Origin of the sequence: Altererythrobacter rubellus, assembly GCF_030284385.1 — a bacterium.
In the GTDB taxonomy this organism is placed as follows: Bacteria; Pseudomonadota; Alphaproteobacteria; order Sphingomonadales; family Sphingomonadaceae; genus Erythrobacter; species Erythrobacter rubellus.
Window position 1 is genome coordinate 1217729 of the sequence record NZ_CP127221.1, and the last position, 24309, is coordinate 1242037.

At 57.8% G+C, this 24309-nt stretch carries 20 protein-coding genes, 1 tRNA gene and 1 pseudogene; 7 read left to right on the top strand and 15 right to left on the bottom strand.

Annotated elements, in window-relative coordinates:
• The first annotated feature begins 12 nt into the window (after positions 1-12).
• The 4 genes and pseudogenes from glmS to QQX03_RS06195 form a co-directional block, all read left to right on the top strand.
• Complete coding sequence (glmS, locus tag QQX03_RS06180) at positions 13-1836, top strand: glutamine--fructose-6-phosphate transaminase (isomerizing) (protein ID WP_285974894.1); 1824 nt, start codon at positions 13-15, stop codon at positions 1834-1836.
• Entirely contained in the window at positions 1833-2213 is a 381-nt protein-coding gene (locus QQX03_RS06185) for a GFA family protein (protein ID WP_285974895.1), read from the top strand. Before glmS ends, QQX03_RS06185 begins: the two co-directional genes overlap by 4 nt.
• Before the next feature lie 88 nt (positions 2214-2301).
• Positions 2302-2670 (top strand): hypothetical protein, encoded by a 369-nt coding sequence (locus tag QQX03_RS06190; RefSeq protein WP_285977025.1) that lies wholly within the window; start codon positions 2302-2304, stop codon positions 2668-2670.
• Positions 2637-3071, top strand: a pseudogene (locus QQX03_RS06195) (EAL domain-containing protein); the annotation flags it as partial. The gene QQX03_RS06190 and the pseudogene QQX03_RS06195, both read left to right, overlap by 34 nt.
• On the opposite strand, the gene purQ reads toward QQX03_RS06195, so the two are convergent.
• The 9 genes from purQ to infA all read right to left on the bottom strand — a co-directional run bounded on the left by purQ (position 3068) and on the right by infA (position 10147).
• On the bottom strand, positions 3068-3745 hold the full coding sequence (purQ, locus tag QQX03_RS06200) for a phosphoribosylformylglycinamidine synthase subunit PurQ (protein WP_285974896.1): 678 nt from the start codon (positions 3743-3745) through the stop codon (positions 3068-3070). The pseudogene QQX03_RS06195 and the gene purQ overlap by 4 nt on opposite strands.
• A complete protein-coding gene (gene purS / locus QQX03_RS06205; protein WP_285974897.1) occupies positions 3745-3993 on the bottom strand; it encodes a phosphoribosylformylglycinamidine synthase subunit PurS in 249 nt (82 codons plus the stop codon). Before purS ends, purQ begins: the two co-directional genes overlap by 1 nt.
• On the bottom strand, positions 3990-6947 hold the full coding sequence (locus QQX03_RS06210; RefSeq protein WP_285974898.1) for a M16 family metallopeptidase: 2958 nt from the start codon (positions 6945-6947) through the stop codon (positions 3990-3992). Before QQX03_RS06210 ends, purS begins: the two co-directional genes overlap by 4 nt.
• A gap of 63 nt (positions 6948-7010) precedes the next feature.
• Positions 7011-7817 carry a phosphoribosylaminoimidazolesuccinocarboxamide synthase gene (gene purC / locus QQX03_RS06215; RefSeq protein ID WP_285974899.1) on the bottom strand — a complete coding sequence of 269 codons (807 nt, stop codon included), beginning with the start codon at positions 7815-7817 and terminating at the stop codon, positions 7011-7013.
• A 148-nt stretch (positions 7818-7965) separates the two neighbouring features.
• Positions 7966-8041, bottom strand: a tRNA-Phe gene (locus QQX03_RS06220).
• Between the two features lie 123 nt (positions 8042-8164).
• The gene (locus tag QQX03_RS06225) at positions 8165-8353 is read right to left on the bottom strand and encodes a DNA gyrase inhibitor YacG (protein ID WP_285974900.1); all 189 of its coding nucleotides are present in this window, start codon (positions 8351-8353) and stop codon (positions 8165-8167) included.
• On the bottom strand, positions 8350-9309 hold the full coding sequence (locus QQX03_RS06230; RefSeq protein WP_285974901.1) for an Rne/Rng family ribonuclease: 960 nt from the start codon (positions 9307-9309) through the stop codon (positions 8350-8352). The genes QQX03_RS06225 and QQX03_RS06230 overlap by 4 nt, the downstream gene beginning before the upstream one ends.
• Positions 9302-9874 carry a Maf family protein gene (locus tag QQX03_RS06235; protein ID WP_285974902.1) on the bottom strand — a complete coding sequence of 191 codons (573 nt, stop codon included), beginning with the start codon at positions 9872-9874 and terminating at the stop codon, positions 9302-9304. Before QQX03_RS06235 ends, QQX03_RS06230 begins: the two co-directional genes overlap by 8 nt.
• A 15-nt stretch (positions 9875-9889) precedes the next feature.
• The gene (infA, locus tag QQX03_RS06240) at positions 9890-10147 is read right to left on the bottom strand and encodes a translation initiation factor IF-1 (protein ID WP_067600927.1); all 258 of its coding nucleotides are present in this window, start codon (positions 10145-10147) and stop codon (positions 9890-9892) included.
• Positions 10148-10341: 194 nt separating this feature from the next.
• Here infA and QQX03_RS06245 point away from each other — a divergent pair, with 194 nt between their 5' ends.
• Positions 10342-13140: a TonB-dependent receptor gene (locus QQX03_RS06245; RefSeq protein ID WP_285974903.1), complete on the top strand. Its 2799-nt coding sequence runs from the start codon at positions 10342-10344 to the stop codon at positions 13138-13140.
• 271 nt (positions 13141-13411) lie between these two features.
• On the opposite strand, the gene QQX03_RS06250 is transcribed toward QQX03_RS06245, so the two are convergent.
• Together QQX03_RS06250 and QQX03_RS06255 are read right to left on the bottom strand one after the other, a co-directional pair.
• Positions 13412-14587 (bottom strand): BaiN/RdsA family NAD(P)/FAD-dependent oxidoreductase, encoded by a 1176-nt coding sequence (locus QQX03_RS06250; RefSeq protein ID WP_285974904.1) that lies wholly within the window; start codon positions 14585-14587, stop codon positions 13412-13414.
• An 18-nt stretch (positions 14588-14605) separates the two neighbouring features.
• Positions 14606-15868 (bottom strand): APC family permease, encoded by a 1263-nt coding sequence (locus tag QQX03_RS06255; RefSeq protein WP_285974905.1) that lies wholly within the window; start codon positions 15866-15868, stop codon positions 14606-14608.
• Between the two features lie 132 nt (positions 15869-16000).
• Between QQX03_RS06255 and uvrC the strand changes: the two genes are divergently transcribed.
• Positions 16001-17953 carry an excinuclease ABC subunit UvrC gene (uvrC, locus tag QQX03_RS06260; RefSeq protein ID WP_285974906.1) on the top strand — a complete coding sequence of 651 codons (1953 nt, stop codon included), beginning with the start codon at positions 16001-16003 and terminating at the stop codon, positions 17951-17953.
• Positions 17954-18197: 244 nt separating this feature from the next.
• On the top strand, positions 18198-18908 hold the full coding sequence (locus QQX03_RS06265) for a LuxR C-terminal-related transcriptional regulator (protein ID WP_285974907.1): 711 nt from the start codon (positions 18198-18200) through the stop codon (positions 18906-18908).
• Between the two features lie 61 nt (positions 18909-18969).
• On the opposite strand, the gene QQX03_RS11555 is transcribed toward QQX03_RS06265, so the two are convergent.
• The 4 genes from QQX03_RS11555 to QQX03_RS06280 form a co-directional block, all read right to left on the bottom strand.
• Positions 18970-19305 carry an SdpI family protein gene (locus QQX03_RS11555; protein ID WP_432762810.1) on the bottom strand — a complete coding sequence of 112 codons (336 nt, stop codon included), beginning with the start codon at positions 19303-19305 and terminating at the stop codon, positions 18970-18972.
• A gap of 90 nt (positions 19306-19395) precedes the next feature.
• The gene (locus tag QQX03_RS06270; RefSeq protein ID WP_285974908.1) at positions 19396-20919 is read right to left on the bottom strand and encodes a carotenoid oxygenase family protein; all 1524 of its coding nucleotides are present in this window, start codon (positions 20917-20919) and stop codon (positions 19396-19398) included.
• Positions 20920-21124: 205 nt separating this feature from the next.
• Positions 21125-22033 (bottom strand): acyl-CoA thioesterase, encoded by a 909-nt coding sequence (locus QQX03_RS06275; protein WP_285974909.1) that lies wholly within the window; start codon positions 22031-22033, stop codon positions 21125-21127.
• A gap of 119 nt (positions 22034-22152) precedes the next feature.
• Positions 22153-24270, bottom strand: coding sequence for a sodium-translocating pyrophosphatase (locus QQX03_RS06280; RefSeq protein WP_285974910.1), 2118 nt, complete (start codon positions 24268-24270; stop codon positions 22153-22155).
• Between the last annotated feature and the right edge of the window lie 39 nt (positions 24271-24309).

Consider the following 24309-nt stretch of genomic DNA (forward strand, 5'->3'; position numbering starts at 1 on the left):
AGGGTCAGAACAATGTGCGGTATTATTGGAATAGTCGGATCGGATCCGGTCGCTGATCGACTGGTCGAAGGTCTGCGCCGAATGGAATATCGTGGTTATGACAGCGCGGGCCTGTGCACAATCAGTGATGGTGAGCTGGTGCGCCGCCGGGCATCGGGTAAACTTGCCAATCTGGTCGAGGTACTAGGCGCAGAACCGGCCGCCGGATCCGTCGGGATCGCCCACACGCGTTGGGCAACGCATGGTGCCCCGACGACAAGTAACGCCCACCCGCACATGACCGATGAACTGGCATTGGTTCACAATGGCATTATAGAGAATTACAAGTCTCTGCGGGATGAGCTGAAAGGTGAAAATCGCACATACAAGAGCGAAACGGATACGGAGATAGTCGCCCATCTCATTTCGGTGCGGATAGAAAACGGGCTCACACCTCAGGAGGCTGTAGCAGAGGTTTTGCCAAAGCTTCGGGGTGCTTTTTCGCTTGCAATTACGTTTCGCCGATTCCCTGATATTCTGATCGGCGCGCGATTGGGTTCACCGCTTGTTGTCGGGTACGGCGATGGTGAAATGTACCTTGGTTCTGATGCGCTGGCGCTGGCCCATCTGACTCAGCAGATTTCATACCTGGAGGAAGGTGACTGGGCAGTCATTTCGCAAGAGGGTGCAGAAATCTTCGATGCAGAAAACAATCCCGTTGAGCGCGAAACGCGCCATTCGGGTGCATCCGCTGCTGCGGTCGAGAAGGGCAATTTTCACCATTTCATGCAGAAAGAGATTTTCGAACAACCAACAGCCGTCGCGCAAACACTCACATCCTATTTGCGCCGATCAGACAATTCAGTCGCTTTGCCGCAGTTCGATTTCGATCTTTCAGCCATCAAGCGGCTGACCATAGTTGCCTGCGGCACCTCCTATTACGCGGGTTTGGTGGCCAAATACTGGTTTGAGCATTTTGCGAAGCTCCCGGTCGACGTGGATGTTGCGAGTGAGTTCCGCTATCGCGATCCGGTGCTGGAGGATGGCGGATTGGCACTCTTCATCTCTCAAAGCGGCGAAACGGCAGACACGCTTGCGGCGCTGCGCCATTGCAAGCAGGCAAGGCAAACCATCGGCGTTGTTGTTAATGTGCCGACCAGCACGATGGCGCGTGAAGCGGACCTGCTGCTTCCGACGCATGCGGGTCCAGAAATCGGTGTGGCCTCTACTAAGGCATTCACGTGCCAATTGGCGGTGCTTGCAGCGCTTGCGGCGCATATGGCGGTGACCAAAGGTCGGATGAGCCGAGAGGAAGAGAAGGAGGTGGTTCAGCACCTGCTCGAAGTACCGGCTTCGCTCAATGCAGCCCTTGATCACGACGAGGATATTGCTGCGATGGCGCACCTAATTGCACCAGCGCGCGATGTGCTCTATCTCGGCCGTGGTCAGGACTTCCCCCTCGCAATGGAGGGGGCGCTCAAGCTGAAAGAAATCAGCTATATCCATGCCGAGGGCTATGCTTCGGGCGAGATGAAGCACGGCCCGATTGCTCTGATCGATGAAAAGGTGCCGGTCATCGTTATCGCGCCGTCAGGACCGTTGTTTGAGAAGACAGTCTCCAACATGGAAGAGGTTCGTGCGCGCGGCGGAAAGATCGTGCTGATTTCTGATGCCAAAGGCCTGGCCGAGGCTGGTGAGGGCTGCATGGCCACCATTGAAATGCCCAGGGTGCACCCGCTAATCGCACCTATGGTCTATGCAATTCCGGTTCAGCTGCTGGCTTATCACGTTGCCTGTGTGAAGGGTACGGATATCGATCAGCCCCGCAACCTTGCCAAGTCAGTCACTGTTGAATGAGCGAAAAGGTCTCGGTTTCAGGCGGTTGTCATTGTGGCGCAGTGCGCTTCACGGCTGTTTCAGACCCGAACCCCGAAGTGTGGGATTGCAATTGTTCGATCTGCAGCAAGACTGCCTATGTTCACTTGTTCATCCCGCACGATGACTTCGTATTAATCGCCGCGCCTGACGCGCAAGCGCGCTATCGTTTCGGGAAGAAAGAGGCAGAACATCTCTTTTGCAGGACTTGCGGTATCAAATGCTTCTACCAGCCGCGTTCGCACCCGGATGACTGGAGCGTAAACTTGCGTTGTCTCGATGATGCAGAGGTGCTTGCTCCCAAAATCGTGCCTTTTGACGGCAAGAATTGGGAAAAGGCGGCCGAGGGTCGAATCTGAAGCAATTTTGATCGTTTGGCTGACGGGCTATTCGATTATTAGGCCTGCATTTACCGCGATATAACCTTTCCGCGTTAACTGCGATGGCGTGAGCGAGCACGAATCTGCCTTTGTTGACGAACCAATGCGTTTTTCCACTGCCGCAGTTCTGGGTCTGAATGATCCGGCGGACGAGCAGTGGGCACACCTGCGCGGCATGAGGTTCGACAACGGTTTGGCCGACACTAACAAGCGCAGGATCACCAAAGAGGAATTCCGGTACCAATTGGTTACGCCCGTTGCGTCCGGTCTGCTGTGGTCGGTCGCATTGCTGGTCTTTGCCCCACAGGCGGGTGGCGTGGAAAGCGCCGTGGTCTGGACCATCGTGGCAGTTCTGATCACTGCTTCAACCCTGTTCTACACGGCTGCTCCGGTCGGGATATTGGTCTTCGCCCACAAAGGCTGGAGATCGAAGTGACCGAAAGCATCTTTGTCCGCGATGCCAGTGTTGCGCGAAATGCGCTTGAGCAAGTCATGGCTCTGGGTTGCAGCGTGGCCTTGGACGACTTTGGGACAGGCTATTCTTCGCTGGGTTACATCCGCAAGCTGCGTTTCTCGACCATCAAGATTGACCGAACATTTGTGATCGGCGCTGCACAACAAAGCGCAGAAAGCCTCGCGATTATCCGTGCGGTTGTGGCGATGGCGCAAAGTCTTGAAATGACCACCACCGCTGAAGGTGTTGAAACCCCCGAGCAAGCGAAGCTTATCCGTGAGCTAGGTTGCGACAAGATCCAGGGATACTACTTCGGCAGGCCCATGTCCGCCGAAGATGCCGGCAAGATCTTTGCCGTGCGGCACAATCAACAACGCGCCTAAGCGCTGACCAGGCTTCCAATCACGCTTTCAAACAAGCGGCGGCCATTGCTGCTGCCCAGCACGTCTTCAATCGCACGTTCGGGGTGCGGCATCATGCCCAGAACATTGCCTGATGCATTGAGGATGCCCGCAATGTCACGGCGAGAGCCATTGCACGGTTCGGCGTAGCGAAACGCCACGCGACCTTCGCCCTCGATCCGGTCCAGCGTATCGTCATCCGCGAAGAAATTACCGTCGTGATGTGCCACCGGAATGCGGACAGTTTCACCAGCTTCATAGGCGCTTGTGAACAGGGTCTGGTTGTTTTCAACCGTCAAAGGCATCGTTCGGCAGATGAAGTTCTGGCCTGCGTTGCGCATCAATGCGCCGGGCAAGAGACCGGCCTCAGTCAACACCTGGAAGCCATTGCAGACGCCGAGGACCGGCACGCCTGCTTCGGCAGCTTTCACCACCGCTTTCATGATCGGGCTCCGCGAGGCCATGGCACCAGAGCGCAAATAGTCGCCGTAGGAAAAACCGCCGGGCAGCGCGATAAAGTCGAGGCCTTGTGGCAGGGCATCGTCTCCATGCCAGACCTGCAAGGGAGCGGTACCCGAGACTTGCTCGATCGCCACTGCCATGTCCCGATCGCAATTGGACCCCGGGAATGTGATCACAGCTGCGCGGAAAGACATCAGGCGGGCTCCGTCTGACCGAGCTTTTCGATCGAGTAATCCTCGATCACCATGTTGGCGAGCAGCTTCTGACACATATCATCGATGGCTGCTTCACTTGTACCATCGGCCAGATCCATTTCGATAACACGCCCGATGCGCACGTTTTCAACACCTTCGAAACCGAGCCCTTCAAGAGAATGGTGGACTGCGCGGCCTTGGGGGTCGAGAACTCCGGGCTTCAATCGAACCAGGACACGGACTTTCATGAGCAGCTCCTCTGGTGGGGCATGGCGGCTTTGCGCGTGCCCGCAATATGCGCAGCCCTATAGCGCGATGGGTGCATGTTGCAATCGTGATGCACGTGGTTGCCCACCGGCAAATGCGAATATTCAGCCTGAACGTTCTTTGGAACAACGATGATCTGCACTGCTTCATCCGGAGAGAGATAGGTTTGTGCTGCACCACGAATATCGTCCGGTGTCACTGCGCGGATCATGTCTGGTGCGTTGAAATACCGTTCCAACCGCTCCGCTTCACTCTGTGCATTGTCTGCCAGCGACATCCAGCCACCCAGCGTCTTGAGCAAATTGTCATACTGTTCGAGCAGCGGTGCGCGCGCCCTGTCAACCGTGTCTGAAACCACACTTTCGCGCAGCCCCGCGATCATTCCCATGATCGCGCTGCTCGCTGCATCAACTTGCTCATAATCAACCGCGACATTGATATCGAATGTGCCGTAATCGCGCCATGTTCGCGACAGTGAACTGTTCGCGCCAGGTGAATAGGCCTGGCCAAGCTCTTCGCGGAGCACTTCTTGCAAGCGGATTTGGACAACGCGGGCAAGCAGGCTCAGACGAATGTTTTCTGCATAGTCGGTATCGTCGGTGGTGGGCCAGACAATCCGGATAAGCGCCTGATCTGGCTCGCCAGAATGCGTGATGATGCGCGTTTCACGATCTGCGGTGAAAGTACGTTCACGAGCTTCTTCGCGGGGCTGGAACTCGGCTTCGCGTTCTGGCAGCGCGCCGAATGTTGCTGCGACAGCATCGATCGCTGCTTGCTGATCAAATTCTCCGACCATGGCGATCTCGATCGCCCCATTGGCCAAACGATCACTGATGTCTTCGCGCAACCGATCGAATGACAGCGCGTTATAAGCTTCTTCAGACTGAAGCGAGAAACGCGGATCGCCATCAGACAGGATTGCGCCGATATTGTTGCCCAGCGCCTGTCCCGGCGTCGCATCCATGCTTGCGAAGAATTGCGCGACACCTCTGCGGAAACGTTCGATCGCTTCCGGGCGATAGCCCGGGTCGGTAATCCCTGCGGTGAGCAGCTGCATCTGAAGCAAAAGATCGCGCGGGGTCGTGGTTCCGGACATCTGGAAACCCTTGTCGGCGGAAGACAACGCCAGGCGAACGCTGCGGCCCGCCAGAATGCTGACCAGTTCGTCTTGTGAATGCTTTCCCAGACCTCCGCCTGCCAGCGAACTTACCAATGCCGTGGTCAGCGGTGCGTCCTTGGTATTCAGCAGGTCGCCGCCATCGAGCTGCACACGGAACTGAATGCGATCCTCGTTGATATCGGTCTGTTTCAAATTGAGCATTACGCCATTGGCGAAGCGGATCATGCGGATGCCGAGCCGTTCCTCTGTCTCGTCGGAAACGATGTCACCCGGAGTGCCAAAATACTGATAGGCGAATTCTGCCATTTCAGCGAATTCAGGCGCGGTAATCACTGCCGCTTCAACCTCTGCCCATGCGGAGGTTAGCCCTTCCGCGCCACCTTCTGGCTCTGTCCGGCCTTGATACCGTATCAACGGGTCAGTCAGCTCAGCCGTATCCGCCAGCACGGCTGCGAATGCGACCTCCGGCGTAATCTCATCAGCGAAAGCTTCAAAGCGATCCAGTGAGCTTTCCGGTGTGGAGGGGACATTCTCCTCTTGCACCAGACCAAGTGCGGCAGAGACCAATGCACCATTGCTGCGCGTATTCGCAGAACGAGCGCTGTTCTCAATGCTTGTGCGCAGACGTGCGACTTGCTCGGCGACCTCGGCTTCGCTGAAACCGTACTGCAACGCCTTGCGCAGCTCTGTTCCGGCAGCAATCATTCCGCTGCGCCATTCGTTATCTGAAGTGGTGACAGTCAGGCTCGTAGAGCGTGCTTCCTCGAACAGATCGCTCGTGCCAAAACTTGCCGCTCTGAAAGGTGCGTTTTCTGCCCGCGCGAGTGTCGCGAGACGCCGGTTGATTATGCCGTAACCAACCTCTCGCAGCAGGTTCTGTTGGCGATTTGCGACCGTGTCTTTACGCTCTTCCCAAGGTGCGTAACGCGTGACGGAGACGGTTTCGTTGAGCGCCTGGTCAACATAGATGTCGGTTTCATTGGTACGGGTGATGTCGACTGGCCCGGTGATTGGATCGGTTCGCTCTGCGCCACCCTGCCAGTCAGCAAACCAGTGCTTCACGCGGTCTTCGAGCAGTTCCTCTGGGTAATCGCCAACGATCACCAGCACTGCGTTTTTAGGCACATAAGTGCGTTCGTAAAAGCCGCGCAAATGCTCTGCGTCGGCATTCTCGAGCACCTCCAACGTTCCGATCGGTACGCGCTGGACAAACCGCGCGTCCGGCGCAGCAAATTCAAACTCGTCAACAGCTGCCTTGAATGCGAAATTGTTGCGATCACGCCGTTCTGCCAAGATGATGCCGCGCTCGCGATCAACCGCTTCCTGCTCGATCAGCAATTCACTCGCGGTCTCCCGCATCAACATCAGCGCGGTTTCCAGCAAGTCCTCGTCATTGCGCGGCAGATTGAGCATATAGAGCGTACGATCAAAGCCAGTGCTGGCATTGGTGTCTGCCCCGAACGCAAGTCCTTCACGTTCGAGCAGAGGGATCATTTCGCCTTCGGGAATCCGTTTTGAACCGTTGAACGCCATGTGTTCCACGAAGTGCGCAAGGCCGCGCTCGCTATCAGTTTCATCGAGCGAACCGGAGCCGATATACAGCCGTACCAGCGCAGTGTCTTCGGGCGTAGAGTTTTGCCGCAGTATGTAGCGCATGCCATTGTCTAGCTCGCCAAACCGGAATGCCGGGTCGACCGGAATGTCGCTGTCCTCGAATGCCCAAGCGGGCTCATCCGGCGCGCTTTCCTGCGCAAGCAACAGCGTGGGCGATAAGGCGACTGCGACAAAGGTCGCTAACGAGGCAAACAAACGCATGATGCATGCTTACCTGCCTCGCACAGGCTGACAAATTACTGAATCGAATAGGCTGTGGGCGGCCTATTTCTTGGGAAGAGGTGGCGTCCCGCGTAGGCGGCTGCGATGGCTCGACATATCGAACACTTCGCCGGGGCCGTTGTCGTCATTCTGCAGCAGGCCAAGGCGTCGCGCGACCTCTTGATAAGCTTCGCTTTCGCCGCCCAGATCGCGCCGGAAACGGTCCTTGTCGAGCTTCTCGCCTGTCATCATATCCCAAAGACGGCAGCCGTCGGGGCTGATCTCGTCAGCCAGGATCACGCGGCTGAAATCGCCATCGAATATGCGGCCGAATTCCAGTTTGAAGTCGATCAGGCGAATATCGATCGCTGCGAACATGCCGCTCATGAAGTCATTGATGCGGATCGCCATGCTGGCGATGTCCTGCATTTCCTCCGGGCCGGCCCAGTTGAAACACGCAATGTGCTCTTCGGAAACCAGCGGATCGCCCAGAGCATCGTCTTTATAATAATATTCGATCAGAGTGTGGGGCAGGGGATCGCCTTCTTCCATACCCAACCGTTTACAGATTGAGCCTGCCGCGACATTGCGCACCACCACCTCGATCGGGATGATTTCGGCCTGCCGGACAAGTTGCTCGCGCATGTTCAAGCGGCGGATAAAGTGGGTCGGGATCCCGATATGCGCAAGGCGGGTGAACACATGTTCGCTGATGCGATTATTGATCACACCCTTGCCATTGATTGTGCCCTTTTTCTCCGCGTTGAACGCGGTCGCATCATCCTTGAAATACTGGATGATCGTGCCCGGCTCCGGGCCTTCATAAAGGATCTTGGCCTTGCCTTCGTAGATCTGGCGGCGACGCGACATGGGCTTTGCTTTCTTGCTGCAAAAATACATGCGCCCCGGCTGGCCTTGCAAATGCGCAAAAGGGCGACCGGGGCGAGAGTGGTTACCATAGTCGGAAGCGGGCGAATTGGCAATCTTGCCGTATCGGTCTGCGCACAGAGAAAGGGAGTGGTGCCTCGGGGCGGGATCGAACCACCGACACTACGATTTTCAGTCGTATGCTCTACCAACTGAGCTACCGAGGCATCGCTGCGGCGCGGGTGCGTTGAAACACCGGCGAGCGAGTGAGAGCGCGCCTATGGCGAAGGTGCGCGGGCTTGGCAAGGGGTATTTGGGAAGGAAATGGCGGATTTTCCCGGAGCGCGGCTTCAGTCGCGTTCTTCGCGGATGATCTCTCCCGCGATTTCTTCCGGAGCTGCTGGTCGGCCGGGCAAGGCATAGCCGTCGCCGAACCACTTCGCCAGATCACGGTCTTTGCACCGGCTGGAACAAAAGGGCGTGAATTCCTCGGTTCGTGGTCGCTTGCAGATGGGGCAGGGTTTGGAAGATTTGCTCATGACCCGATTACTTGCGCACTTGGCGCTTCAAGCGCAAGGCCGGGATCGGCTTCTACGCGCAATTCACGACCCGTGCGCCTGCGCAATTCATCTAGCCATTCGGGTTTGAGCTTGGCTTTGATCGCCGGGTGGACGGTGAGCAGGGTTACGCCTGCGCCTTCGGCCCGCTCGGCAACGCGCAGGGCATAGCGGGCGCACATGCCGGTGCGTGAAGAAGCGAATCGGTGAACCAATGATGGCCCCACTAGCCGTGCGACGATCTGTACAAAGCCAAATCCGTTCATTGCGGTGCGCTCATGCGGCCAGTGATCGAGTGCTTTCGCCAGAGCGCTATCGACTGCCTTGCGATCTGATTTTGCTTCGATGGTAGGGAAGTCTATCCCGATATTCCCGCCAAGATCAAACCACGCCATGCCCTGTGCAATCGCTGGGATAGCCGCGAGCGAGAGTTCTTTGGGCGACCCTTCGCCATCAATGTCGATCAATGTCATCGCCGGGGTCGCACTGAAGATCGCTGATCCGCCTGCGAAATCGACCTGACCAGAGGACGCTGTGTGCCAGATATCTTCCCACAATCCGGAAGGGAACCCCGGCATGGCGCGAGCATCGAGCCCGTCAAATGACGAATTCTTGCCGTGCTGGAGGCCGTCAGTCACGCGCCCTTGGGCAAGTTTCGTGCGACCGATCTCTGCAATGGGCGGGCGAGTGATCGCCACTTCGACCATGCTGCCTTCGGTTACCTCTTTAGGGATGCGATCAAGCAGGATTTGCGAGCCAGTTTGTGTTACCGCAGTGCCGCGGCTCGATCCGGCGGCGCGCGACACCAGCTTCGCTTCAACTATCTGTCCCGCGAATATCTCGCCGGGCCAGTGAAGCTTTGCTGCGAGCACCCTTTCGCCTTCGACCAGCATCGCGCGATCTTCACCGATGCCATACTCGATCAGCCACTCAGCCAATGTTGAATCCAGCGGTTTTGAGCAGCGCGCGGGTCTCGAACAGGGGAAGGCCGACTACGCCAGAGTGACTGCCCTGAATCCATGCGATCAGCCCTTCAGCTATGCCCTGGATCGCATAGCCACCAGCCTTGCCCTCCCACTCACCGCTGGCGAGATAGGCGGCGATTTCGGCTTCGCTCAACCGTTTGAAGCGTACGATGGTCTCGCTTAGCTTCTCGTGCAGGGCACCATCGGAAGATTTCAGCGCAATCGCGGACAGTACGCGGTGCCTCCGCCCCGACAACAGCTCAAGGCACTGGCGTGCGGTTGCTTCATCTTCGGCTTTCGGCAGAATGCGGCGCCCGGCCGCGACGACGGTGTCTCCTGCCAGAATGTGCCCGTTGCCAGACACTGCCATCGCTTTCTCGCGCGCCATGCGCTTGGCATAGTCGCGCGGAAGCTCGCTCCTTAACGGAGTCTCGTCGATCTCTGCAGGAGAGACTGCATCAGGGACCACGCCCAGACGCGCGAGCAACTCGCGGCGACGTGGACTGGCAGATCCAAGTATCAGGATGGGCGCGCTCATATCCGAGCAGCGCGCTTAGGCTGGGCCGGGGCCTTGGCCCGGGCCGCCGCGACCTGGCATGAAGCGATAGGTGATACGCGCCTTGGTCAGGTCATAAGGTGTGAGTTCACACAACACTTCGTCACCCACCAAAACGCGAATGCGGTTCTTGCGCATTTTGCCGGCAGTGTGGCCAAGGACTTCGTGGCCATTCTCGAGCTCGACCCGGAACATCGCATTAGGCAGCAGTTCGACCACCTTGCCGCGCATTTCGAGGAGTTCTTCTTTAGCCATGAAATTCCTTAGCTTTACCTAGTGAGTGTCGAATTTGGCGCGCTTTAGCCGCGCCGGGAGCAAAAGGGAAGCCTCGTGCGTTGTAGCCGCAATCATCCATGCGTCTGAAATGCGCCACGTTTCGTAACCATTAATGCAAACCGATACAATTCAGCGGCTTGTCAGTCCGCTTCGATTGAGAGAAATGCGCCTCTATGTCACCCCGATATCTTCTTTTGAGCGCAACCTGCCTTAGCGTTGGTTTTGGAACTGTCGCGCATGCGCAACAAGAAAATCCAGACGCGGCCCAGCCGGTAGAGGTCAATACGTCCCCAGCAGCTCCGGGCACAATCGTCGTGCAGGCGGAGCGGCTGCGTGGTCAGCTCGATGTAGAGCAACCGCCGCTGCTCGAGTTGAACGAAGCTGATATTGCCTCGCTTGGCGCCAATTCGATCGAAGAGTTGATCGAAGCGATCGGACCGCAAACGGGATCTTCCCAAGGACGGGGCGGTGGTCGACCTGTCTTCCTGGTCAACGGCATCCGCATTGGCAGCTTTCGCGAGTTGCGAAGCTACCCACCTGAATCGGTGGCTAAAGTCGAAGTGATGCCAGAGGAGGTGGCCCAGCGTTTTGGCTTTGCCCCGGATCGGCGTGTGGTGAACATCATCCTGAAAGAGAATTTCTCCAGCCGCGAAGTCGAGTTGGAGTTCGAGGCGCCGGACCGTGGCGGATACTGGCGCAATGGGCAGGAATTCGCTCTGCTGACGATCAATGATGGCGCGCGGATGAACTTCAACCTTGAGGCCAGTGATCGCAATCAACTGACCGAGGCTGAAAGGGACATAGTCCAGACAGATGGTTCGGTTTCAGATCTCGCCAGCGATCCTGATCCCGCGCAGTTTCGCAGCCTGGTCAACGACACGCGCGAGCTGCAAGCGTCGATTAACTGGGCGAAAGCTTTTCTGGACAGCGGAGCATCGGTCAGTCTGAACCTGCAATATGATCGCTTTGATGGAACTGGCTTGTCGGGGCTCAATGGCGTGCTGCTAACCGCGCCTGATGGCAGTAGCGCCTTTCGCACCTTCGGGGCGGACGATCCGTTGGAGATACGAAATGCGCGCGATACGCTGTCCAGTTCAGCGAGCTATTCGCGCCAGCTTGGCGGCTATCAACTCACTGCAACCGCAGACGCCAGTCTGATCGAAAACGAGACCGAGATCGACAGGCGCGTCGATACACAGGCACTGATCGACGCGGCGGCTTCAGGAACGCTGGCGATCGACGGGCTGATTCCCGTACAAGCTGACGCCGGCTTCGACGTGGCGCGCAGTCAGACCATCACTACCGTCAACAAGGCGACCCTGCGCGGCAGCCCGCTGCTGCTTCCTTCCGGAGAGGTTTCGACAACATTCGATCTTGGCCTCAACTGGCAGCGCATCAATAGCGAAGACACCCGAACCGCTGGCGAGACGCAGCTTTCGCGTCGCCAATTCGAAGGCGGCGTCAGTATCGTTGTTCCACTCACCAGCCGCAGAGAGGGCTTTCTCGATACGCTGGGCAGCTTCTCGCTCAATGGTAGCATCGGCTTTGAGGATTTGTCAGACTTCGGCTCGCTGATGGATTGGACGGCGGGGCTGAACTGGGCGCCCACAAATCGGCTCAACCTGGCCGCTACCTACGTATGGCGCGAAGCTGCGCCGGGATTGAGCGATCTGGGCAGCCCGACCGTCACGACCTTTAATGTGCCGGTGTTCGATCTGGTCAATGGAGAGACAGTCCTGGCAACGGTGACCAGCGGCGGGAACCCTGACTTGCTGGCTGAGACTCAGCGTGATTGGCGCTTCAGTGCGAATTGGCAAATCCCGTTTTGGGATAATACGACGTTCTTCGGCGAGTATATTAGCAACCGATCAAGCGATGTGACGCGCGGCTTTCCGGCTTTGACGGCAGAAACCGAAGCCGCTTTTCCCGATCGGGTGGTGCGCGATGCAGGCGGAAATCTGGTCTCGCTCGACCGACGCTCTGTAACCTTCGACAGCGCGCGCAGCGAGCGGCTTGTGTTCGGCCTGTTCACGCGCGGATCGTGGGGCGGTTCGGCTTCAGGAGAGGCTGATGGTGGACGGCGCGGCCCTTCCGCCGGAATGCGGCGTGAAGGGCGGCCAGGTCCGCCGCCCGGCGCTGAAGGCCGCGGCCCGCCTACGCCTGAACAGCGTGAGCGCTTCATGGCTTTCCGCGAAAAGCTGTGCGCCGATGATGGTATGGCGTTTCTGGAACAGATCGCCGGAGCGGTCGAGCGTGGCGAAGATTTATCCGAGCAGTTTCCTGACCTTGATTTGACGCGCGCGCAGCGCATGCTCGAACGGTTCAAGGGCGAAGACGGCTCGATTGATCGTGAACGCCTTGGCCAATTCCGCGAGCGGATCTGCTCGATGGATCCGGAACAAATGCGCGGTGGGCCCTCCGGCGGCGATAGCTCCGAACAACGCCCCGCGGGCACTATACCCAACCCGATCTCGGGCGGCTTCGGACGCGACGGGCGAGGGCGCTACTTTGCTAGCCTTAACCACACGATTGAATTGGAAAACCAGATCCTTATTGCAGAGGGCGGAGACGCGCTGGATCTGCTCGATGGTGATACGCAAAGCGATTTCGGCCAGCCGCGACATTCGACCCAGCTCCAGGCCGGTTTCTTCCGCGATGGGAAAGGTATCCGTTTGTCAGGCTTTTACACTGGCAAAGCCCGTATCAACGGAAATGCCGTAACCGGCGCAAGCCCGCTGTTCTTTGAAGATCTGGCCACATTCAATCTGCGCGTTTTTGCCAATCTGGGCACGCTCACCGGGGCAGAGAATGGTCCGCTGAAGGGGCTTACAGTGTCGCTATTGGCGAACAATGTGTTCGATGCGCAGCGCCGGATTGTCGATGACAACGGCGATACGCCGCTCCGCTATCAACCGTTCTTGATCGATCCGAACGGGCGCTACCTCGGGATCGATATCCGCAAGGTCTTCTGACAATAAGCGAGTTTTCGGTGCTTAATTGAAGCCGGTGTGCGGATACATCCACTGTTGCGCGAGCGAAGGCTCGAATGGCGCCCATTCGCTTTCGTCCTGTGCCAGCTTGTCAGCGATTGCGATTATCACGCAACGGTTCTCTCCCGTTTCGATGCCTTGAGACACCTTTCTGTTGCAGACGCTAACAGAAGCGCGTGCCTGGTCAACTTACCGCCTGCGTCAGGAGGTTCCGCAAGGGAAGGGCCCCCAACTGCTATGACGCCAAAGGTGTCTAAAGCGCGTCTGCGGCTGCAACAGCGCTGGCCCAGGCCCATTGGAAGTTGTAGCCGCCCAGCCAACCGGTCACGTCTACAGCTTCGCCAATGGCATAAAGGCCAGGAATTTTCTGTGATTCCATAGTCTTGGAGGATAGTTCAGCGGTCGAGATGCCGCCGATCGTGACTTCCGCCTTGGCAAATCCTTCGCTGCCGTTGGGCTGGAATATCCAGCGTGACAGACGGGCCTCTGCCTCGCGCAGTTTAGCGTCCGGCGCATTGCCTAGCTCGGTGGATAGAGCGATTTTGTCCGCAAGAATGTCTGCCAACCGGTCGGAAAGGACTTCGCGAAACACAGACCTCAGCGTTGCGCGCGGTTTGAGCCGCTTGGCTTCCAGCAGCCAGCCTTCGCTGTGATCAGGCAGGAAATTGATGCTGACCGCATCGCCGGGCTTCCAATATGAACTGACTTGCAAGATAGCCGGGCCAGACAGGCCGCGGTGCGTGAACAAGGCCGCTTCTGCAAAGCTTGCTTTGTTGGCTGTGGCCACAACCGGCGCGGACACGCCGGATATCTCCCGGAAGAGCACTTGCTCACCGCCCAAAGTCAGCGGCACGAGGGCAGGGCGCGGCTCGACCACTTTGAGGCCAAACTGCCGCGCAAGATCATAGGCAAAGCCTGTCGCGCCCATCTTGGGGATCGAAGGCCCGCCAGTCGCAATCACCAAGGCAGGCGCCGAATAGGTGCCGTTCTGGGTTATGACTGTGAAGGCTTGATCAGAGTGTGAGACCTTTTCGATATCTTCTTCACATCGGATTTCGACATTTCCCTTTGCGCACTCCGCCAGCAGAAGATCGACGATCTGCTGGGCGGGTCCGTCACAGAACAGCTGACCCAATGTCTTTTCGTGATGCGCGATGCCGTAGCTATCGACCAGTTCGATGAAGTCCTTCGGAGAGTAGCGGGCGAGGGCACTCTTGGCGAAATGCGGGTTTGAGGAAAGATAGTTTGCCGGGCCCGCATTCACATTAGTGAAATTGCAGCGTCCACCGCCTGAAATCAGGATTTTCTTGCCGACCTTTGCCGCGCGTTCAAGCACCAGCACGCGTTTGCCGCGATGGCCAGCGCGCGCAGCGCAGAACAGGCCGGCGGCCCCTCCGCCCAGGATAATGGTATCGTAGTTTTTAAACACGGGTCATACCGCCTCTGGCTAATCGCCGCTTTGCCTCCGTGCGATCAGGAACAAAATTGTTCCAACAACGAAAAGACCGCCGAAGGTTGTCCATGATTGCATCCCGGCATGCGAGGCAATCCAGACACACGATGCAAGCGCCAGAACCGCCATCAGGCCATGCAGCGGCTTGATGCGGCCTTCACGATGTTCAATCATGGGCAATGCAGCAGCCGTAATCACATAGGTCAGGATGCGTGTAAGAGTGCTAGCGGCGGCAAGTGCTGCAAAGCCGCCGGTCAGGCTGAACAGCGCACCGGTGAAACCGTAAAACATGATCGCATTTGCTGGCGTAAGAAAGCGCGGATGGATCCGCTCGAACCAGCCCGGCAGCATGCCTTGCTCGGCCATTCCATAGACAATTCGTGGTACAACAACCATTCCGCCAAATGTGTTGGCCATGATCGAGAAACCGGCTGCGAGCGCAATCATCGCCGCGCCAACCTGCCCCAGAGCGATTTGAGCTGCTCCGGCTAAGGCGTTGGCATCGCCGGAAGGCTCTGTAACTATCGTCAGATAGGCCCAGATGATCAGCACATAGGCAAGCGTTACGCCGGCAAGAGTTACAATGATTACACGCGGCAGATCCCGTTTCGGGTTCTTCATTTCACCGGCGGGTACAACAACGCCTTCGAAGCCGGTAAAAGCGTAGAATGTGAGTAGAATGACTGTTTCTGCATCGCTGAATTCCGGCAGAATAATGGACGGTGAGGTGAAGTTTCCGAATACCGCTGCCAAGACCAATATCCCCAACGGCACAAGCTTGAGCACGGTCAATACGCCCAGTGCGTTGACCGAGCTGCGCATGCCCAGGATGTTGTAGAGCGTCGCCAGAATCAGCGTAAGAAACACTGCGGCAGAATTAATGGTCTCGTTCTCCAGAACGGGAAAAATCGCTGCGAAATAGCTGAACATCACATGCGTATTCGCTGCGAGTGCGACTATGCCCGAAGCAGCACGACCCCAGCCGGCCTGAAATCCTGCGAAGCTGCCAAAGGCTACCTTACCATAGAGAACGGGGCCACCCGTTCTGTCAAAGCGCGTCGCAAGCCATGCAAAGCTAAGGCACAACGGCAAGATCAGTATGCCACCCATGATGATCATGACCGGCGCAAAGCTGCCTACCGCCGCGACCAGAACCGCAGGCAGGGCGAAGATCCCAGCACCGATCATCCCGTTGATCTGGATCAGTGAGGTCCCCCAGACACCAACGGTACGCGGCGGCTTTACTTGATCATTCATGCAATTCCCCCTGAGACCGTGTCATCGTTCGCATGTGCGGGCAGAGCGTGCAAGCGGCCCCATGCTCTTTGTGCATAGCTGTGTGCGTTTGCGGAATTGAGTTGGCGCGTCTTGCCCCCTATCTCTCATCCCATGTCACGCGCCAAAGCAGGATCTCCGCACGACCCGAGAGGGGCCGAACGCTTCAATGAGGAGCGCGCGGCCTATACGGTATCGAGTGCGCAGCCCGACCTTGAAGCCGGAGTGAAAGCGATCCGCGACACGGTGGACACGCTCAAGCCGGTGCCGGGCGTGTATCGTATGTGTGATGCGCGCGGAGACGTTCTTTACGTCGGCAAGGCACGCAGTCTGAAAGCTCGGGTGGCGAATTACACGCAAGTGCCGCAACTGACCAATCGGTTGCAGCGCATGGTCAGCCAATGCCGCAGCATGGAAATCGTCACCACCAATAGCGAGGCAGAAGCGCTGCTATTGGAAGCACAGCTGATCAAGCGCTATCGCCCGCCATTCAACGTGTTGTTGCGCGATGACAAAAGCTTTCCCTTTATCCTGCTGCGCGAAGGGCATGATTTCCCGCGCATCATGAAACATCGCGGTGCGCGCAAGGCGAAAGGCAATTACTATGGGCCGTTTGCCAGCGCGGGCAGCGTCAACACCACGATCAATGCGCTTCAGAAACTGTTTCTTCTCAGATCCTGCACCGACAGTTTTTTTAGCCGCCGTGACCGGCCTTGCCTGCTTTACCAGATCAAACGGTGCAGTGCGCCGTGCGTGGGGCGGATCAACGAAACGGATTACGCCGATCTGACGCGCCAAGCGAAGGATTTCCTGTCTGGCAAATCCTCTGCCGTGCAGGCTGATCTGGAACAACAGATGAAGAAGGCTGCGGAAGACCTGGATTTTGAAACCGCCGCAATTCTGCGTGACCGATTGCGTGCAGCGACCTTCATTCAGGGTAGCCAGGCTATCAATGCCCAGGGCGTAGGCGATGCAGACGTGTTCGCGCTAGCTACGAAGGGCGGACAGGTCGGCCTGCAGGCATTCTTTATTCGCGGCGGGCAGAATTGGGGCCATCGGGCCTTCTTCCCGACCCATACCAAGGATGTGGCGGAAGATCAGGTTCTCTCCAACGTGATCCTGCAGTTTTATGAGGAAGTGCCCCCGCCGGCGACTGTGCTGGTCGATCGTCCGCTTCCTGAAACCGAGCTGGTAGAAGCCGCGCTGTCAGAACTGGCGGGCAGGAAGGTCAGCGTATCTGTTCCGCAGCGCGGCGAGCGGCGCAAGCTGATGCAACAGGCAAGCCGGAATGCTGAAGAAGCGCTTGACCGGCGGCTGGCCGAACGCGGCACAAAGGCCAGGACCTTGCGCGAAATGACGGAATTCCTCGAGCTGGAAAGCCCGCCGCAGCGGATCGAGATTTACGACAACAGTCATATCCAAGGCGCCAAGGCGGTTGGCGCGATGGTGGTTGCGGGACCGGATGGCTTCGTCAAAAACCAGTATCGCAAGTTCAATATCAAGGAAGCGCAGACCAACGATGATTTCGGCATGATGCGCGAAGTGATGCGGCGGCGGTTTGAACGCGCGATCAAGGACGATCCAGATCGCGAGACTTCCGGTGAAGGGGCAGTCTGGCCTGACCTTGTCCTGATCGATGGCGGCAAAGGCCAGATGTCTTCGGTGCGTGATACGCTGGAAGAATTGGGTATCGAAGATGTGCCGCTGATCGCAATTGCCAAGGGGCCGCACCACGGGCGTGAGGGACGGGAGGTGTTCCACTTCCCCGACGGGCGCGAAAAAACCCTGCCAACCAATTCGCCGGTGTTGTTCCATCTGCAAAATCTGCGCGACGAAGTGCACCGCTATGTCATTGGCGCGCACCGTGCCAAACGCAGCCGCGCGATCACTGCTTCGCCGCTTGATGAGATCCCGGGCATCGGGCCGGCTCGCAAGCGCGCACTGCTCTTGCATTTCGGGACGGCAAGCAAGGTTCGCGCGGCGGCATTGGATGATTTACAGCGAGCGCCGGGCGTCTCTGATGCGGTAGCACGCAAGATCTACGATTTTTACCACGCAGGTGGGTGAAGGGATGTGACTATAGGCACCTCAACGAAAGCTGGGCTCTCATGCTTGAGGTTGCAATCATGACGGGTGGATGTCCGTCAAGCTGCCATTCATTGATGCACACACATGCTTAAACTGAGCTGGTCGAAGGCCAGGAGAGTATCCGTTAGATACTTTTTCATCCCCGCGTTCGCTTGAATGACGAAACTGGAATGTCTGAAAACGACCCAGTTGCTGCCATTAGAAAAAATCGAGATAAGCCCCTATGGACACCTTTGGGGGCATCGAACGGCTGACCGAGAGGCAAAAGGAGATCCTCCGTCTCTTGTCGTCTGGTCATGACGCAAAATCAGCGGCGGTAGAGCTCGGTATCTCAGTCCACACCGTGAACGACCACCTCAGCGAAGCGCGAAAGCACCTAGGCGCTTCGAACAGTCGAGCCGCAGCCAGACTGTTTGCTGACTTCGAAGGTGCCCTCCCAAAAAATGAGGGGCCCCACAGATTGGGGATGTCCAATCCGAATGATGACAGAGCAACCTTCGCTTTATCCGATGCGTGGAAGCGCTGGACGTTGGCAGGAGGTTTGATCGTGATCCTTTTCTCTGTGGCACTGATTGGTTTTTTGTTTGGCAAGGGAGGTGAATCATCCGAAGCGGCAATGGCCGCTCCAAATGTGGTTTCAACCAGCCCTGCGGATGGAAGCACGATTTCACCTGGACCTTTCGATCTCACCGTGAGGTTCGACAGGCCCTTGCTGGAGGGCAGCTACTCGTTCGTGCAAATCTCTCCGGAAACCTTCCCGGATTGCCGACCGGGGGACAAGATGTCGCCGGATAGAAGGAGCTACACAATGCGTTGCACCGCGGCAGCCGGGCGCGATTATGAAGTTTGGTTCAATCGCCCACCCTACATGAATTTCAGATCTACAAATGGGGTCTCTGCACAGCCTCACCGAATTCGGTTCAAGGCAAGGTGATGCGCGGCGATTGGACATTTCGCGTGAGTCTTAAATCCACCCCATTTGCGGACGTTCGGCGTCAGATGGAAATCAAGCCTGTCACGACAATCGCGGCAGCTACCGCCAGAATTATGCCAAGTGTCAGCCAACGCTTGCTGCGCGATGGAATGTGAGAAGATCTCACGATTCCAATATTGAGAAGTGCGCCAATCAACCCGCCTAGCACTCCCGCTAAGCCAGCGTAAAAGTTGGAACGGTACCATGTTTCGGTAGACTCCAAAGTCGCTGTTGTTCTCACTCCATAAAACGAATTTGGACCGATCATCTCCAACGTGAGTGGTAAGCAAACCACAGCCAGCAAGAGAGGAACCCATACAGCATATGAAATGCTACCTGCTCCGTTCTGTCGCTTCATCACTTCCTCCCAGCTGGTTTGGGCCTAATTATAGCGGCTAATGGATCGCTGCAATGTCCGCTAACCACCCCAATAGCGGACATTGAAGAGTTACCCTAGCATCGCCCGCTCCACCCAGGTCGAATGAACGCCGCTGCTGATCTTGTGCGGCAAAGCCAGTCGACAGATGGGGCCCTTGCTCACGTCGCGTGCATCCAGGATTGCGAATTCGGACGTGCCGCTATTCTCGTCGATCAGGAAGGTGACCAGATAGGCGTCATCTTCGCGTCCTGCCGGTTCAGCCTTCGGCTGTGCTTCGCAACCGCTACTTGAGGGCGATCGCGCCCCTTTCCGCGGCACAATCGGGCTCTCGCTCGCATAGACACCTTCGGGAAGCTCAAGCACTTGCTCCTCACCAGTCTCGGTATCGTGCTTCACAAATCCGTTGAACAGGAACCAGCCTGGCTTGCTGGTCGTGTGCCAGACATAGCGTGATTTCTTCATCGAATACGCCGGATTGATCATGCCAAATTCAACGATGCGGTCGGACAAGCGCTCTTCCGATGTCTCGCCGGTGCTCAAATTGAAACGCCAGCGATGCATGCGCGGCTGGAAGCTGTGCTCGTCCACATACGCCATCATATGCGCGTAACGCCCGAATTCTTCGAGAGGATCGGGCATCGGTTTGTCCTGGAAATAGCCTTCCAGCACAACCTCATCCTCGCCGTTCTCATTCTTGGCCTCATAGGCGTTGGTCCAATGGAGCACATAGGTCGGTGAGGCTTCGAACCAGCGGATATCTTCCGGCTGGCCGTGGCGCGGTATCAGTGCGAACCGTGTCGGCACGCCGTCGTGCATGCGCGCGGCGTGAATGTCCTTCTTCAGCGCTTCCTGGTCCCAGAACAGCGGCATGTCGTTCAGGATCGACCAATTCTTCGTGATCGCCATGTCATGCGGCAGGCGAGGGCCGGGCAAGGGGATCGGGACATAATGCACCAGCTTGCCCGAGCGATCGACAACGCCATAGTGCATGTATGGCGCATGGACCGAATAGTTGAAGAACATCATCTCGCCGGTCTCTTCATCCACCTTGGGATGTGCAGAGACGCCATCGAGCGGCCCCCATGGTGCCTTGCCGAGGTTTTCCAGCGAAACCGGGTCCACCATCCATGCTTCACCGCATTGGTAGAACGTGGCGTAAGCTACACCCGCATGCACAATGATATCAGTACTGCCAGTGTCCTTCAGCCCGCCATGCGCGCCGAAACCGGGCCGTTTCGATGTGCCTTTTGGGTCCATCAAGCCACCCCAGAGCGATTGGCCGGCAATCTGTTCTGCCTCGAAGCAATGCGTGCGGATAAAGCGGTTGCGATAGCTGACCTTGCCGCCCCGAATGTCGACCTGATGGATCATCGCATCACCATCGAAGGGGTGATGGCGGCCAAGTGGCTGGTGGATGGGGTTTTCCGTGTTGCGGAGGTAGATCCCGTCGATGTCGGCGGGCACTTCACCTTCGATCACTTCGAGTTCGTCGACTGACACTTCTTCATGCACGGGTGTCCACGGACCAGATAAATAGGGGTGGTTGCTGGGCTCGAGCGAGTATTGCAACGGTGCTTCGCGGGTAATTTGCATGACGTTCCTCTCGGCGCGGAGAGTAGCGCGTCCCGGCCGCTACGCAAGTTTCCTACTTCACACGAGGTGACTACACGGATGCCATTCTTTGAAATCGTAGTGATCGGGGATTTCTTGCCGGAAACAGGCTGATGGATTTTCGCGCTCTGGACAGTGTTCCAAGTGTTCCATGCTGCAGGGTTTCGGGCGGACCGCAGGCGAATGATCAGCTCTTGTTCCTCCGACGGATCATGCCTTCCTGAGCTACGCTGGCGATCAGTTTGCCGTCGCGGTTGAAGATACGTCCGCGATTGAAGCCGCGCCCGGCGCCGCTCCAGGGTGCATCGGTGGCGTACAGCAGCCATTCGTCCGCGCGGGCTGGACGGTGGAACCAGATGGCGTGATCCAGGCTCGCCCCGGTCAACTCGCCGCGCATCCATGACAGGCCATGCGGCAATGCGCTGGTGCCAAGTAATGTAAAGTCACTGGCATAGGCGATCACCGCGCGGTGCAGCGCGGGATCATCGGGCAGAGGCGCAGCTGCGCGGAACCAGCTATGCGCGCTGGGCTGGCGGGGTTCTGAATTCATCCAGTGCAGCTTGTCGGTCGTGCGCATATCGATGGGGCGCGGGCGGAGCATGACATCGCGCGCTGTGCCTTCGATCCCGGCCTGGTCCGCATATTCGCGGCGGAGCTCCATATCGGGGCGCAAATCCTCGGGCTGCGGGACATCGGGCATCTGATAGTCGTCATGCTCAAGCCCCGGCTCGGGCTTCTGGAAGCTGGCCACCAGATTAAGGATTGGGCGGTTGCTGCCATCCTCTTCCAATTGGCTGGCGACGACGCGGCGGTTGGAGAAGCTGCGCCCGTCGAAATCGGCCGCGACATCCAACGTGGTTTCCGGGCCTTCTTTGCCCCCGCGCAGAAAGTACGCGTGCATGGAATGCGCTTCCTTGCCATCGCCGACCGTTGCTTGCGCGGCCTGGAGCGCTTGTGCGATCACTTGTCCGCCAAACATCCGGCCGACGCCATTCTTCTGCGCTTTGCCAGTGAATTGCATTGCGCCAGCGGGCTCCACTGTGAGCAACTTTACAAGGCCGGCGACCATGCGTTCGGGGGAGGCTGTGTCGGTCATGGAGGAAGCATTGCTTCGCGCTGACGCGAACGTCAACGCGCCAAATTCCTCAGACCAAAGAAAAACCCCGCCCGGATCGCTCCGAGCGGGGTCCCAGTCCCTCAAGGGGAACTCTTGTCTTAGTGAGCACCAGCCAGCGCAGCAAGCAGAAGCAATGCGACGATGTTGGTGATCTTGATCATCGGGTTCACGGCCGGGCCTGCGGTATCCTTGTACGGGTCACCCACAGTGTCACCAGTTACAGCAGCCTTGTGAGCTTCAGAGCCCTTGCCGCCGTGGTTACCGTCTTCGATGTACTTCTTGGCGTTATCCCAGGCGCCACCACCAGCTGTCATCGACAGGGCAACGAATAGACCGCCTACGATCACGCCGAGGAGCAGAGCGCCTACGGCCGCGAACGCTTCGTTCTGGCCCGCCAGGAAGTAGATCACGTAGTAGGTCGCGATCGGCGCAAGCACCGGAAGCAGCGACGGGATGATCATTTCCTTGATTGCGGCCTTGGTCACCAGGTCAACGGTACGGGCATAGTCTGGACGGCTGGTGCCCTCCATGATGCCCGGGTCGTTCGCGAACTGGTCACGCACGTCTACAACCACGTCACCCGCAGCGCGGCCAACAGCGGTCATGCCCATCGCACCGAACAGGTACGGCAGCAATGCGCCGAGCAGCAAACCGACGATCACGTAAGGATTCTCGAGGCTGAAGTTGACTTCAGCGTTCGGGAAATACTCGCGAAGGTCAGCGGTGTATGCAGCGAACAGCACGAGCGCTGCGAGACCGGCGGAGCCGATTGCATAGCCCTTGGTCACAGCCTTGGTGGTGTTGCCAACCGCGTCGAGTAGGTCGGTCTTTTCGCGGACGCTTTCGTCCAGACCGGCCATTTCAGCGATACCGCCAGCATTGTCTGTAACCGGGCCGTAAGCATCAAGCGCGACAACCATGCCAGCAAGTGCGAGCATTGCCGTAGCACCGAATGCGAGGCCGAGAAGACCAGCAAGCTGGTACGCGCCGATGATCGCAGCGATGATCACGATGGTAGGCAGAGCGGTTGATTCAAGGCTGATTGCCAGACCCTGGATCACGTTGGTGCCGTGGCCCGTTTCCGAAGCCTTGGCGATCGAGCGTACCGGACGGTAGTTGGTGCCGGTGTAGTACTCTGTGATCCAGATGATGACGCCGGTCAGAACCAGACCGATCAGCGAGCAATAGAACAGGTCACGGCCGGTAAATTCGACCATACCCAGGCCCGGATTGAGCACTGTGTTCATGTCCATGCCTACGGTGCCCAGTGCGTATGATGTCGCATACCAGATCAGCGGGATCGCTAGAACGGCGGTAACGATGAAGCCCTTGTACATCGCGCCCATGACGTTGGTGCCATTGCCGAGACGGACAAAGTAAGTGCCGATGATTGATGTCACGATACACGCGCCGCCAATCAGCAGCGGAAGAGCCATCAATGGCAGCAACAGATCGCCAATACCGGTCAGAAGCAGCGCCATCAGAACCATGGTTGCGCCAACGGTCACAACATAGGTTTCGAACAGGTCGGCAGCCATGCCGGCACAGTCGCCAACATTGTCGCCCACGTTATCAGCGATGGTCGCCGGATTGCGGGGGTCGTCTTCAGGAATGCCTGCTTCGACTTTGCCGACCAGGTCAGCGCCAACGTCTGCAGCCTTGGTGAAGATACCGCCGCCGAGACGTGCGAAGATCGAGATCAGCGATGCACCGAATGCCAGCCCAACCAGACCGTCAATGACCGCACGGCTGTTCTCTTCGAGCTGCATCGGACCGATCAGAACGTAGAAGAACACAGCGATAGCCAGAAGAGCCAAGCCTGCCACCAGCATGCCGGTGATCGCGCCAGCGCGGAATGCGATGGTGAGGCCTTGCTGCAAACCAGCGCTTGCTGCCTGTGCTGTGCGTACGTTGGAGCGAACCGAGATGTTCATCCCGATATAGCCCGCAACGCCTGACAGGACTGCCCCGATAACGAAACCTACAGCCGGGATCGCGCCGAGGAACACCCCGACCAAGATCGCGACAACCAGACCGACGCCGCCGATGGTAGTGTATTGGCGATTGAGATATGCCTGCGCGCCTTCTTGAATGGCACCGGCGATTTCTTGCATTTTTGCGTTCCCGGGATCTGCCCCGAGAACCTGGCGGCTGGTGAAAATGCCATACACGATGGCAAGCAGTCCCAGCCCGATTGAAATAAGAATTAGGTCCACGAACTTTTCCCCTTAAACCCACGTGGAAATACGCCCCTG